Origin of the sequence: Actinomadura darangshiensis, assembly GCF_004349235.1 — a bacterium.
In the GTDB taxonomy this organism is placed as follows: Bacteria; Actinomycetota; Actinomycetes; order Streptosporangiales; family Streptosporangiaceae; genus Spirillospora; species Spirillospora darangshiensis.
This window is the reverse complement of the sequence record NZ_SMKY01000272.1, coordinates 1-12,108: the sequence shown is the minus strand read 5'-3', so window position 1 is coordinate 12,108 and position 12,108 is coordinate 1. Positions and strand designations below refer to the sequence as shown.

The following is a 12,108-nucleotide window of genomic DNA, read 5'->3' as shown; positions in this document are numbered from 1 at the left end:
CCGCTCACCGACGTGCCCATCGGCATGTGGATGTCCGCCGCCGTCCTGGACCTCATGCCCGGGACCCGCCGTGCCTCCCAGGCCCTCGTCGCCGCCGGGCTCGCCGGCGCGGTCCCGACCGTCCTCACCGGCATCGCCGACTGGTCCGCCCTGCACCGCGAACAGCAGCGCGTCGGGCTCGTCCACGCCGCCGGGACGGCCGCCGCGAGCATGCTGTACTCGGCGTCCCTCGTCGCCCGCTACCAGGGCCGGGACGCCGCCGGCCGCGCGTTCGGCTTCGCCGGCCTCAGCGCCCTGTTCGCGGGCGTCTACCTGGGCGGGCACCTCGCCTTCCGGCAGGCCGCCGGCGCCAGCCACGCCGACCAGCTCGCCCACCTCGTCCCACTCGGCTGGCACGACCTGTGCGCCGCCGAAGAACTCCCCGACGGCTGGCCCGTCACCCGCCGCCTCGGCTACATCAGCCTGTTCGTCCTCCGCGACGGCGACGAGGTCCACGTCCTCGCCGACCGCTGCAGCCACCTCGCCGGCCCCCTCCACCAGGGCCGCATCGTCACCGACGACAACGCCGACACCTGCGTCGTCTGCCCCTGGCACGGCAGCACCTTCCGCGTAGCCGACGGCTCCGTCGTCCACGGCCCCGCCACGGCCCGCCAGCCCTCCTTCGAAACCCGAGTGACCGAAGAGGGCACCCTCCAGGTTCGTCCCGTGTAGGCCCGCGCGACGCGTCCGGCGTTGCCCGGCCGGTCCTACGGCCGTTCGGCACCGCATGAACGACCCTGCCGACGAGGACCTGGGGCAGGGTACGCGTCCGCCATGGCTTCGAAACGGGCATCTGCGCCCTGCGCTCAACGAAACGTGCAATTTCCGGCAAGCACGCTTACATAAATGGGCGATGCGACCGGACGTCGGCCCCGCACGTCACCGGAGACATCCGACAGTGCCCATATGGGCGATATGTTCGTGATCGGGTTCGTCTACGGAAGGGCTGAAGCGTGGGCGTCGAGCGTCCCACCGAGACCGACTCCAAGCCGGGCGGCAAGCCCGAGACGGTTGAGCCGGGCGACACACCGCCCCCCGCCAAGGGCAAGGACCCCGACGACGCGGGCACCTCCGGCACCCCACGCTCCGACTCCAAGGCCATCACCCGAGGCGAGAGCTCTACCAGGCTGACGACCTGCCCATCCGTCCGCTGGGTCTTCGCGTTCGGGCCGGACGACCATATTCGTCTCGCCATCACCGTCCACGCCCTTCGCGGCGGCTTGTGGGGCTACTACCGGGTCGGGCGCGGCAGGCAGGGCCACCTGGCGGTAGCCGGCTGGAGGGGCGGCCGGTCCGTCCGCCTCAGCGGCCCGGCCATATCGGTGTGTTCGTCCTGCGGGGACGGTGACCAACCGTACGTCCTGCGCCGAGGCGTCCCCGCCAACCTCGCGTTCTTCATGAACGCCCTCCTCACCCAACGGGGGCCTGCCAAGATCATCTGGCATGACCGGAATTTCGTGCCGAGTCCTGACCGACCGCCTCGTCGGCCTGGGAGTGATCACGCCGGACGGGGCCGGGAGGGTCCTCCGCAAGTGCGCCAGATGGGCGCCCGACCTCGACGAGGAGCAAGAACTCGCCGACTTGGTGGCCGTGTTCGAAGAGGCTGGGATCGCCGTTCGCATCCCCGACAAGGTCGACGGCCTGGAGGATGCCTACCGGTCGTTTCTGGAGGAGGCGGCGGCCTGCTCGGGCGGTGCGGTGACGATCGACGGCGTGGAGCTGGTCGACGAGGTCCTGCATTTCCGCCGCGACGGCCGTCCGCACCGATGGGAGCTGGAGCACCTGTCGTACCGCTACGTCGACACGTTGACGCTGTGGGAGAACATCGGCGACCTGGCCCCGACAGGCCCGACCCGCGAGCGTTCTTCCAGGTCATCGGGGACGAAGAGGAGGGCGCGGTCGGCTGGTACCTCCTCCTCACGGCCGGCCGGGCACGGGCACTGCGCGGGGAATTCGGCCTGCCTCTCGACGAAGAAGGCCACGAAGGGCCTCCCGAACCCGGCACCCAGGCGGAACGATGACCTCCTACCGAGCCTTCGCGAACCGTCTCGTAGAACTCCAGGTACTGACCGAAGAACGCGCCGCGGCCGCCCTGGCCGGGATCGCCACCTGGTGCCCCAGCTTGGACGAGGAGATTGAACCGGGCGCGGCCCCCGTCGACTCCTTCGGAATCGGTGTCCTGATCCCGGACAAGGTCGACGACCGCGAGGAGGGGTACCGCACGCTCTTCGATGAGGCGGCGGCCTGCTCGGGCGGCTCGGTGGTGATCGACGATGTCGAGCTGATCGAGATCGAGGACGGCGACGAGTACCTGCACTTTCGCCGCAACGGCCGGTCGATCTGGTGGGAGGTGGACCACCGGGCGACCCGCTCGGTCGACGTCCAGACGTTCGGTGACTTCATCGGTGACCTCGCGCCTGACGACGGGCGGGAGTTCTTTCTCCTCGACAGCGGCGAGGGATACTACGGCTGGCACCTCCTCCTTACTCCTGGCCAGGCCGACGCCCTCCGCGAGGAATTCGATCTGCCACTGAGTGAGCACGGCAGCGGCGGGATCGAAGGCCCTCAGCTGTCGACCGCCCCGGACACGCACGAGTGGTACGTGGAGTGGGACCGCTACTACATGAACGACGAATCCCGGCGCTTTCTCGACATGTGGATCACTGGGATGGACGAGGCGCTCGAACTATGGCGGGGAGACCATCTCCCGGACGGTTTCCCGTTCGACTTCACTCCGGAATCACTGCACGCCCTCGAACAACTCGTCCTCGACGGCTACGCCGCTCCTGACGCGGTCGAACGTCCAGGGGACGAGTTCATCGAGGGCGCCATCAGGTACATGGGCGAGACGGCAGTGCGCTCATGGCCGTCCCGCTGGGCCTTCGAGTACGGGAAGAGCGAGACGGACTCGCGCATCAAGGCCCTGGTGGTCCGCGCCAACACCCCGGACAACCTCTACAACGAGGTCCCGCCGCTCTCCATCCTCAAGACGGTGACGGACAAGCGGGAGCAGGGGCTGCTCCACGATCTCATGGACAACGTCGCCTACGTACGGCTCGGCCTGGCAAGGGATGAGCATGGGAGTTCGCCCGGGATACAGGTCGATCAGGCCACGAGCGCGTCCAGGGCACATCCCATCGGGGACACCGGCATGCCCATCGGGACGGTGCACCAGACGTGGCAAACCGAGGTGCCGGATGTGTACTGGCCGAAAAGTGCACGTGTCGAAGTCGTGACGGGGCAGGTCGTGGTCAGCTCCCGCCGCAAGCTGGACGTCCTGGACGCCACCACCGGCGCCCCTCGCTGGCACTACTACGAAGTCCCGCCATCCGACTCGACCGAAGCATGCCGAGGAAGTGCCGGGTTTCGGCGATGAGACGTACTTCCTGAAACCCGGAGAGTTCAAGGTGGGCTCCGCGACAGTGATGCGCACCGGACGGCTCTCATCACGCTGTTCCCGGCGACCCGCCGGAATCCCGACCGTTCGGCGGCCGAGGCGATGCGGGTCGTCGACGAGGCACTCCGCTCCCGGTGATCCGAGGCGGCCACACGCCTGTCTACCAGGGCTTTTGTCTGTTACGTGGGGGTTCGTCGGTTGCCGTTCGGGGTATAATTCGAATATACGTTCGAGTGGGAGGTTCACGGGAATGAAGGGCGACTGGGTCGAGATCGTGGTCGACGCCGGAGGCGACGGGACGCGGACGTACGAGGTCGCGGCGAGCCGGGCGGGCCGCCGGGTGGAGGTCGCGACCCGGCGCGGGGTCGTGGAGGTCAGCGAGGTCACCCGGACGGGCACCTCGGTCCGCACGGCGCGGTTCATGGCCAGCCGCGTGCTGGCGCTGGTGGAGCACCCCACCGAGGCGGCCGAGGCTAGGCCAGGAGATTGACGATCGCGACGAGGCCGACGACGACGATGACGCCGCGGAGCACCATCGGCGGGATGCGGCGGCCGACGGACGCGCCGATCGCGCCGCCGCAGGTGGAGCCGGCGGCGATGAGGAGGACCGCCCACCAGTTGATCTCGGTGTCGCCGAACAGCCACGTGAGGGTGAACAGGATCGCGGCGGTGCCGTTCACCACGGCGGACAGGACGTTCTTGCCCGCGTTGAGGCGCTGCAGGTCGTCGTCCAGCATGATGCCGAGGAGGGCGATGAGGATGATGCCCTGGGCGGCGCCGAAGTAGCCGCCGTACATGCCCGCGAGCAGGACGCCGACCCAGAGCAGCGGGCCGCCGTGCGGAGGCTGCGTGCCCTCCTCCGCGCGGCGCGCCCGGATCCACTTCTGCAGACGGGGCTGGACGATCACCAGGACCAGCGCGATGATGATCAGGGCGACGACGATGACGTCGAACGCCTCGGCGGGCAGGCCGAGCAGGAGCAGCCCGCCGATCACGGCGCCGATGAGGGAGCCCGAGCCGAGCCGCAGCAGGCGCCCGCGCTGGCCAGTCAGCTCGTTGCGGTAGCCGTAGGCGCCGGTCACGCCGCCGGGGACGAGCCCGATGTTGTTGGAGATGTTCGCGACGACGGGCGGGTAGCCGAGCGCCACCAGGGTCGGGAAGGTGATCAGGGAGCCGGACCCGACGACCGTGTTGATGCCTCCGGCGGCCACCCCGGCCGCGAAGACGGCGGCCGCGTCCAGCAGATTCAAGTCCGTCCCATCCCAGCGCTGCGCGTTGCCAACGGTGGGCACATCGTAGGGACACCCCCGCCGGGCACCGTCGAGCGGGGGGTATCGCCGGATTCAGCGGGACGCGCGGGCGTACCAGCGGCCGTTCTGGCGGTCGACGGTGAGCGGGAGCCCGAAGGTGCCCGACAGGTACTCCTGGGTGAAGACCTCGTCGACCTTGCCCTGGGCGACGATCCCTCCGCCGCGCAGGAGCAGCGCGTGGGTGAAGCCCTCCGGGACCTCCTCCACGTGGTGCGTGACCATCGCCATGGTCGGCGCGCCCGGGTCGTCGGCGAGAGCGGCCAGGCGGGCGACGAGGTCCTCGCGGCCGCCGAGGTCGAGGCCGGCGGCGGGCTCGTCCAGCAGCAGCAGCTCGGGGTCGGGCATGAGGGCGCGGGCGATCTGGACGCGCTTGCGCTCGCCCTCCGACAGGGTGCTGAACGTGCGGCGGATCAGGTCGGCGCAGCCGAGCGCCTCCAGCAGCGCGACGGCACGGTCCAGATCGGTGGAGTCGTACTCCTCCTGCCAGCGGCCGAGGATCGCGTACGAGGCGGTCAGCACCAGGTCGATCACCGTCTCACCGGACGGGACCTTCTCGGCGATGGACGAGCTGGCGAGGCCGATCCGCGGACGCAGCTCGAACACGTCGGTGCGGCCGAGCTCCTCCTCCAGGATCTCGACGCTGCCCGCCGTCGGATGCAGCATCGCGGCGGCGACCTGGAGCAGCGTCGTCTTGCCGGCGCCGTTCGGGCCGACGACGACCCAGCGGTCGCCCTCGCTGACCGTCCATGTGACGTCGCGCAGCAGGTCCGCCCCGCCGCGCCTGACCCCGACTCCGCGGAGCTGAAGTACCTCGCCTGCCATCGCGCGCCTTCGTCCCCAATCCGGGTCGGTGATCCCGCTCTCAGGAAAGAACCTATGCGATGCGGAGGCGGCCGTGGGCCGCGGCTCCCCACCGGGAACGGCCGTCCCGCGAGACCACCCGCGGCGCGATAGGTCCCTTACGTCCGGTGGCACCGGCGATCGGAGCGCTTATCGTGGTTCGCATGCCCATTGCGGAAGGTCACGGACCGGGAACGAGCACCAACGGATGAGCAGGGCTGTCGCGACCGCTCTGGTCGCCTGGGGCAATGCCTGGCTGACGGGGCACGTCGGCCTGGACGAGGCGGTCGACGAGGTCGAGAAGGGCGCCGGCCCGCAGATCCTCGGCGGCGAGCCCGCCGAGGTGACGCTGCGCCGCGGGCTCGGCGACCTGCGCGTCGGCGGGCTGACGGCGCTGCGGCTGGCGCTGCCCGAGCCGGGCGACCCGCTCGGGCTGACCGGGCCGCCGGGCTTCAACGCGGCGGCGATCGAGGCCGGCGCGGCCGTCGTCGCGGTGCTGGACGGACGCGCGATGGGGCTCGTCCCGTCCGAGGACCGGCGCGGCTCGTCGTACGTCGGCGTCCGCTGGACGACGCATGACGCGTCGGCGGCGGCGCCCGACGTCCCGTCCCTGGCCGAGGCCGACCGGCGGCTCACCCTCGCGATGCGGGACGCCACCGAGGCGCTGCTGACCGTGGACGACTTCGCCGGCGTCCCGCCCGAGGTCGGGGACGCGCTCGTCGACCTGCGCGACCCGGGCCGCGGCGACCATCCGCTCGCGCCCGGCTACCCGCCCCGCGCGCACCGCGTCGCCGCGCTCGCCCGGCGGCTGTCGCTGGTCGTCGACCTTGCCCGGCAGATGGACGAACGTGGCCTCAGCGCCGACCAGATGAGGCGCCGGGGTGAGGCTCTGCGCCTCCTCGACGACGCCGTCCGCCGCGCTCTCGTGGCCGCGTGCAACAGCGCGTTCGACCCCGTGCCATAAGACCCGGTGCCATAAGACCCGTGCCATAAGACCCGTGCCATACGAAAGCGGGGCGGCCCCGGAAGGACGCCCCGCTCTTGGTGAACGCGTGGTCAGCCGCGGACCACGATGGTGTTGCAGATCTTGTCGGCGAAGGTCTGCTTGCGGTCGTCCCACAGCGGCCAGAGGAAGCCGATGTAGCACAGGAAGCTGTCGGCGATGTGCGCGAGCTTGCGCACGAACGCCATGCCGAAGCCGATCGGCTGGCCGGTCTGCGCGCTGAGGAGGCGGATGCCCATCTGGCGCTTCCCGATGGACTGGCCGGTCGTGCCCTCCTGGTAGCAGATCCAGAGGCCGCCGGCGATGGAGAGCGCGAAGCCGATCAGCATGAACAGCAGGCCGAGGACCGCCGCGCCGCCGCCCGAGCTCGACAGCAGGCTGCCGAGCAGGTACAGCACGAACGTCGGGCCGGCGAAGATCAGGTAGTCGATGATGTAGCCACCGGCACGCGAGCCCCACTCGGCCAGCTGGCCGGTCGAGCCGTAGTGGTGGTGGTGCACCTCCTGGCCGTACCCGGGCTGGGCCGGGGGCTGCTGGCCGTACCCGGGCTGCTGCTGACCATAGCCCGGCTGCTGCTGCCCGTAGCCCGGCTGCTGCTGCCCGTACGGGTCGTAGGGGTTACCCACACTTGCTCCTTATTGATTGACCCTGTGGTTATGTGACGCCCGCCGGACCCGGTGGGCTCCGCAAGTCTGACCGAGGATGGCCCGCGGCTCAAACCCGCAGAACACCGAACCGGACGAGCTGCCACAGCTCCGACCCCACGAGGGCGGTGCCGAGCATCCAGGCACGGGTCTTCGGCTGGAGTGCCCACCACCGGCCTCCCAGGCCCAGCGGTGCGGCGGCGACGGCGACGGCGCCGGCGAGCGCGACCGGGTTCGCGAGGACCGCCTGGGCCGGACGGCCCGCGCCGAACTCGATGAACACGGTCGTGCCCCCGCACATGGGACACGGGATTCCGGTGAGCGCCCGCAGGGGACAGAGCACGCCGGGGTCGTTCACGCGATGGATCCATGACGCGCCGATGGCCGCGGTGGCCATGGCCGCGACGCGCAGCACCGTTCCCAGGGGTCCGTGCCGCGCTGCGGTGAGGGTCCGGCTCACGAGCCCCCCGAGAACACCTTCTGGTGCACGGGTGGCCGCCGCCCCGGGCGCTCCCCCCAACGAATCCTCCGCCTCGATGACATACAGCTGAGTGACCCATATACCGGGTGCACCCCGAGGCGGGTCAAGTCCGGGCAACGATACGCTATCGGACCGTTACTCCGCGCTGGTGACACCACCTCGAACGTAAGAGTAGGACAAATCGCCAGCTAAATGCGCACTCTTTCGAGTTCCATCTGGGCACGAATCGGCCACGCCCGTCCCGTGCGGGCCCGAAAGTCAGGACTGGGCCGCCGCACCGACCACGAGCGGGGCACCGGGGCCGGTGACGTGCTCGGACTCGACGACGTCGGCGATGACCGCGGTAATGTTGTCCGGGCCGCCGTTCTCGCGGGCCAGCTCGATCAGCCGGTCGACCGCGCGCTGCGGGTCGGCCTCCGCCGACACCACCTCGTAGATCTGCTGCGCGTCGACCGGGCCGCACAGGCCGTCCGAGCACAGCAGGTAGCGGTCGCCGAGCCGGGCCTCGCGAAGGCGCAGGTCGGGCTCGCGGTCGTCGCGTCCGTCCAGCACCCGGTACAGGACGTGCGACAGCCGGGACGTCTCGGCCGGATCGGCGGTCTGCCCCGCCTGCTCGGCCTCCGCCTTGAGCAGCTCGTCCATCGTGTGGTCCTGCGTCATCTGGAACAGCTCGCCGTCGCGCAGCAGGTAGCCGCGCGAGTCGCCGACGTGCGCCAGCGCGACGGACTCACCGGACCAGAGCATCGCGGTGAGCGTCGTGCCCATCCGGCTCAGGTCGGGGCGCTCCTCGCGGACGCTGCGCAACTTCTCGTTGGCCTCCGCCACGGCGCGGCCCAGGATGTCTTCGAGGTCGTCTTCGGGGGCGTCGGTGTCCAGCGAGCGCAAGGAGCCGATGACGGTCGAACTGGCGACCTCGCCGCCCGCGTAGCCGCCCATGCCGTCCGCGACCGCGATCAACCGCGCACCGGCGTACCCGGAGTCCTCGTTGTTCTCCCGGTTGCACCCGATGTCACTGCCTGCTGCGTACCTGATAGCTACGTTCATACCAATTTCTCTGCGGAGGTTAGTCAGCCGCGGGCGGTCGTCCCCCCGGTATCCCCGGCCGCGCCGGACGTTCCGACACCGTGCCGGACCGCGTACAGCGCCGCCTGCGTCCGATCCTGGACTCCCAGTTTCATGAGCAGATTACTGACGTGCGTCTTGACCGTCTTCTCGGACACCACGAGGGCGCGTGCGATCTCCCGGTTCGACCTGCCCCGCGCGATGTGCACGAGCACCTCCCGTTCCCGTTCGGTCAGCGCGGCGAGGCCGCGGTCGTCGGCTCCGGCACCGCCCGCCGTCCCGTCCCGCAGCATCGCCTCGGCCGCGTCGGGCGCGAACAGGACGTGCCCGTCGTGGACCGCCCGGATCGCCTGGACGAGCGCCGCCGGGTCGACGTCCTTGTACAGGTATCCGGCCGCACCCGCCTGGACCGCCGGCAGCACGTGCCCGCGTTCCGTCACGCTGGTCAGGACGAGGACCCGTGCCGTGACCCCACGAGCCCGCAGCTCCGTCAGCGCGGTCAGGCCGTCGGCGCCCGGCATCTTGAGGTCCATGAGCACGATATCGGGCTTCAGGGATTCGGCCAGTGTCACGGCCGATGTGCCGTCCTCGGCCTCCCCGACGACGTCGATGTCGTCCTGGATGCCGAGGAAGGTGCGCAGGCCCTGCCGCACGACCGGGTGGTCGTCGGCGATCAGCACCTTGATCGGTCCCTGCCGCGAGGTCACAGCGGCACCTCCAGCCGGACGGTCGTGCCCTGCCCCGGCGCGGCGTCGATCGTGAGTTCGCCGCCGATCGCGTACGCCCTGTCGCGCATGGAGGCGAGCCCCAGCCCGCCCTGCGGGTCCGTGTCGGACGCGTCGAAGCCCGAGCCGTCGTCGGAGACCTCCAGGACGGCCCGTGCGTCCGCCGTCCCGAGACGCACCTGGACGGTCTGCGCCCCCGCGTGCCGCAGCGCGTTGTAGAGCGCCTCCTGCGTGATGCGGAACGCCACGGCCTCGTGCTCCTCCGGCAGGACGACGGCCTCGTCGGCGGCGATGCGCACGGCCGTCTCGTGCACCCGGTCGAGGACCTCGACATGCTTGCGCAGCGACGCGACCAGGCCGTCCGCGAGGTCGGCGGGACGCAGCTCGAAGATCACGGCGCGGAGCTCGGCGAGCGCCTCGGCGGCGAGCCGCTCCACCTGCTCCAGCTCCTTGACGGTCCGGACCGGGTCGCGGTCGGCCAGCGCGGACGCGGTGCGCGCCGTCAGCCGCAGCGAGAACAGCTTCTGCGCGACCGCGTCGTGCAGCTCGCGCGCCAGCCGGTTGCGTTCGGCGACGATCGTCAGCTCGCGGTTGTGCTCGTACAGGCGCGCGTTCGTGATGGCGATCGCGGCATGCGCGGCGAACAGCGTGAGCAACTCCTCGTCGTCGGCCGTGAAGCCGCCGGGACGCCGCTTGTTGGCCAGGAAGATGATGCCGAGGACGTCCTCGCCGTCGAGGATCGGCACGCCGAGGAAGTCCTTCAGGACGGGGTGCGCGACCGGCCAGCCCTCGAACTCCGGCTCCCGGCGGATGTCGCGGAGCCGCTTCGGCGTGTCGCCGTGCAGCATCGCGGCGAGCATGCCGTGCTGGCGGGGCAGCGGGCCGATCCGCTCCCACTCCTCGTCCGAGATGCCCTCGACGACGAACTCGGCGAACGAACCCTCGTCGTCGGGCACGCCGAGCGCGGCGTAGCGGGCGTCCAGCAGCTGCGCGGCCGCCCGGACGATCACCTGGAGGACCTCGTGCACGGACAGGTGCCGGGTCACCGCGAGCACGGCGGAGCTGACGGCGTGCAGGGTCGCGCCCTGGTCGCCGTGGCAGCCGTCGTCGCTCTCCATCCCGGCCTCTCGTCTCCCCCCGCGGATCCCCTTGCGAGCGCCGCGCCGGTGCTCACATGTGAAGACCGTACTCTCTGGGCGGGTCTTCTCGAATCAGCCGCGGGGAGTACGTGCCCGGCGCGCCGGTACGGGCGGGCGGGACGCCGGTCCTAGGACCATCAGACGACCGGGCGGAGGACCCGTCGGCCGATGCCGCGGGGCGCCCCGCTTCCTAGCGTCGAGGGTATGAAGACGGCACTGATCACAGGGGCCTCCCGGGGCCTCGGGCGGGCCCTCGCCCGGAGTCTCGCGGCGGACGGCTGGAACCTCGTCATCGACGCCCGCGACCCGTCCGCGCTGGCGGCGGTCGCCGCCGAGACCGGCGCGACGGCGATCGCGGGCGACGTCGCCGATCCCGCGCACCGGGCGGAGCTGGCCCGCGCGGCCGCCGGCGGGCTCGACCTGCTCGTCAACAACGCGAGCACCCTCGGCCCGACGCCGATGCCGCGGCTGGACGCGCTGCCCGTCGCCGATCTCGCGGCGGTGCTAGCGACCAACGTGCTGGCGCCGCTCGGGCTGATCCAGGCCGTCCTGCCGGGCCTGCGGGAGCGGCGGGGCGCGATCCTCAACATCACGTCGGACGCGGCCGTGGAGGACTACGAGACGTGGGGCGGCTACGGGACGTCCAAGGCGGCGCTGGAGCAGTTGTCGAACGTCCTCGCCGCCGAAGAGCCCGGCGTGGCCGTGTGGTGGGCGGACCCGGGCGAGATGAACACCGGCATGCTGCGCGCCGCGGGCGAGGACGCCGACGCCGCCCCGCCGCCGGAGGAGGCCGCCGCCGCGTTCCGCACGCTGATCGCCGACCGTCCGCCGAGCGGGCGGTACCGGGCCGCCGGCCTGCTCGCGGAGGGCCGTCCCCCGCGGCAGGACGACCTGGCGGGCCCGCGATGACGCCCGTCCTGGATCATGATCATGTGCCGGTTTCTGAGCGAAGTGTCCTGAGTGCCGGGTTCCGTGCCGCGACGTTCGGAATCGTGCTGACCGTAACGCTGCTGGCGTTCGAGAACCTGGCGGTCGGCACCGTCATGCCGGTGGTGGCGGACGACCTGAACGGCCTGGCGCTGTACGCGTGGGGCTTCAGCGCCACCCTGATCATGAGCCTGCTGTCCACGGTGCTGGCGGGCGGCTGGATCGACCGGTCCGGCCCGTCCCGGCCGTTCATGATCGGGCTCGGCGCGTTCGTCGCCGGGCTGGTGGTCGCGGGAACGGCGCCGTCCATGTGGCTGTTCGTCGCCGGACGCGCCGTCCAGGGCCTCGGCACCGGCGTATCGCTCGTCTCGATGTACGTCGTGATCGCACGCGTCTACCCGGAAGAGCTGCGGCCCCGCGTGTTCGCGGCACTGTCGGCCGCGTGGGTGCTGCCCTCGCTGATCGGCCCGGCCGTCGGCGGCGCGCTGGCCGAGCACCTCGGCTGGCGCTGGGTGTTCCTGGGGCTCATCCCCCTGGTGAT

General features: G+C 71.2%; 13 protein-coding genes. 6 read left to right on the top strand and 7 right to left on the bottom strand.

Going from position 1 to position 12,108, the window contains the following annotated elements:
- The 3 genes from E1293_RS37195 to E1293_RS37180 all read left to right on the top strand — a co-directional run.
- A partial coding sequence (locus E1293_RS37195; RefSeq protein WP_132203188.1) for a Rieske (2Fe-2S) protein occupies positions 1-711 on the top strand: 711 nt, incomplete at its 5' end.
- Positions 712-2,056: 1,345 nt separating this feature from the next.
- On the top strand, positions 2,057-3,415 hold the full coding sequence (locus E1293_RS37185) for a hypothetical protein (protein WP_165978561.1): 1,359 nt from the start codon (positions 2,057-2,059) through the stop codon (positions 3,413-3,415).
- Between the two features lie 271 nt (positions 3,416-3,686).
- Positions 3,687-3,926 carry a hypothetical protein gene (locus E1293_RS37180; RefSeq protein ID WP_132203182.1) on the top strand — a complete coding sequence of 80 codons (240 nt, stop codon included), beginning with the start codon at positions 3,687-3,689 and terminating at the stop codon, positions 3,924-3,926.
- Here the strand turns inward: E1293_RS37180 and E1293_RS37175 are convergent.
- Positions 3,910-4,686, bottom strand: a complete 777-nt coding sequence (locus E1293_RS37175; protein ID WP_132203192.1) for a sulfite exporter TauE/SafE family protein — start codon at positions 4,684-4,686, stop codon at positions 3,910-3,912. The two genes, E1293_RS37180 and E1293_RS37175, sit on opposite strands and share 17 nt — an antisense overlap.
- A gap of 93 nt (positions 4,687-4,779) precedes the next feature.
- Positions 4,780-5,568 carry an ABC transporter ATP-binding protein gene (locus E1293_RS37170; protein WP_132203180.1) on the bottom strand — a complete coding sequence of 263 codons (789 nt, stop codon included), beginning with the start codon at positions 5,566-5,568 and terminating at the stop codon, positions 4,780-4,782.
- Between the two features lie 226 nt (positions 5,569-5,794).
- Between E1293_RS37170 and E1293_RS37165 the strand changes: the two genes are divergently transcribed.
- Positions 5,795-6,550 carry a hypothetical protein gene (locus E1293_RS37165; RefSeq protein ID WP_132203178.1) on the top strand — a complete coding sequence of 252 codons (756 nt, stop codon included), beginning with the start codon at positions 5,795-5,797 and terminating at the stop codon, positions 6,548-6,550.
- 92 nt (positions 6,551-6,642) lie between these two features.
- Here the strand turns inward: E1293_RS37165 and E1293_RS37160 are convergent, their stop codons facing one another.
- The 5 genes from E1293_RS37160 to E1293_RS37140 all read right to left on the bottom strand — a co-directional run bounded on the left by E1293_RS37160 (position 6,643) and on the right by E1293_RS37140 (position 10,619).
- Positions 6,643-7,215, bottom strand: coding sequence for an RDD family protein (locus tag E1293_RS37160; protein ID WP_132203176.1), 573 nt, complete (start codon positions 7,213-7,215; stop codon positions 6,643-6,645).
- An 88-nt stretch (positions 7,216-7,303) separates the two neighbouring features.
- On the bottom strand, positions 7,304-7,693 hold the full coding sequence (locus E1293_RS37155; protein WP_243717110.1) for a DUF2752 domain-containing protein: 390 nt from the start codon (positions 7,691-7,693) through the stop codon (positions 7,304-7,306).
- 279 nt (positions 7,694-7,972) lie between these two features.
- Positions 7,973-8,758: a PP2C family protein-serine/threonine phosphatase gene (locus E1293_RS37150; protein WP_132203174.1), complete on the bottom strand. Its 786-nt coding sequence runs from the start codon at positions 8,756-8,758 to the stop codon at positions 7,973-7,975.
- A gap of 23 nt (positions 8,759-8,781) precedes the next feature.
- Positions 8,782-9,483 carry a response regulator gene (locus tag E1293_RS37145; protein WP_132203172.1) on the bottom strand — a complete coding sequence of 234 codons (702 nt, stop codon included), beginning with the start codon at positions 9,481-9,483 and terminating at the stop codon, positions 8,782-8,784.
- Complete coding sequence (locus E1293_RS37140) at positions 9,480-10,619, bottom strand: GAF domain-containing sensor histidine kinase (RefSeq protein ID WP_132203170.1); 1,140 nt, start codon at positions 10,617-10,619, stop codon at positions 9,480-9,482. The genes E1293_RS37145 and E1293_RS37140 overlap by 4 nt, the downstream gene beginning before the upstream one ends.
- Before the next feature lie 225 nt (positions 10,620-10,844).
- Here E1293_RS37140 and E1293_RS37135 point away from each other — a divergent pair, with 225 nt between their 5' ends.
- Together E1293_RS37135 and E1293_RS37130 are read left to right on the top strand one after the other, a co-directional pair.
- Positions 10,845-11,549, top strand: a complete 705-nt coding sequence (locus tag E1293_RS37135) for an SDR family NAD(P)-dependent oxidoreductase (protein WP_132203168.1) — start codon at positions 10,845-10,847, stop codon at positions 11,547-11,549.
- An 83-nt stretch (positions 11,550-11,632) separates the two neighbouring features.
- Positions 11,633-12,108: MFS transporter (locus tag E1293_RS37130; protein ID WP_243717108.1), on the top strand; the 476-nt coding region annotated here is incomplete at its 3' end.

Excerpts from the sequence above, each read along its gene's own strand:
- E1293_RS37185 (WP_165978561.1), top strand. The coding sequence starts at position 2,057 with ATGACCTCCTACCGAGCCTTCGCGAACCGTCTCGTAGAACTCCAGGTA.
- E1293_RS37180 (WP_132203182.1), top strand. The coding sequence starts at position 3,687 with ATGAAGGGCGACTGGGTCGAGATCGTGGTCGACGCCGGAGGCGACGGG.
- E1293_RS37170 (WP_132203180.1), bottom strand. The coding sequence starts at position 5,568 with ATGGCAGGCGAGGTACTTCAGCTCCGCGGAGTCGGGGTCAGGCGCGGC.
- E1293_RS37165 (WP_132203178.1), top strand. The coding sequence starts at position 5,795 with ATGAGCAGGGCTGTCGCGACCGCTCTGGTCGCCTGGGGCAATGCCTGG.
- E1293_RS37150 (WP_132203174.1), bottom strand. The coding sequence starts at position 8,758 with ATGAACGTAGCTATCAGGTACGCAGCAGGCAGTGACATCGGGTGCAAC.
- E1293_RS37140 (WP_132203170.1), bottom strand. The coding sequence starts at position 10,619 with ATGGAGAGCGACGACGGCTGCCACGGCGACCAGGGCGCGACCCTGCAC.
- E1293_RS37135 (WP_132203168.1), top strand. The coding sequence starts at position 10,845 with ATGAAGACGGCACTGATCACAGGGGCCTCCCGGGGCCTCGGGCGGGCC.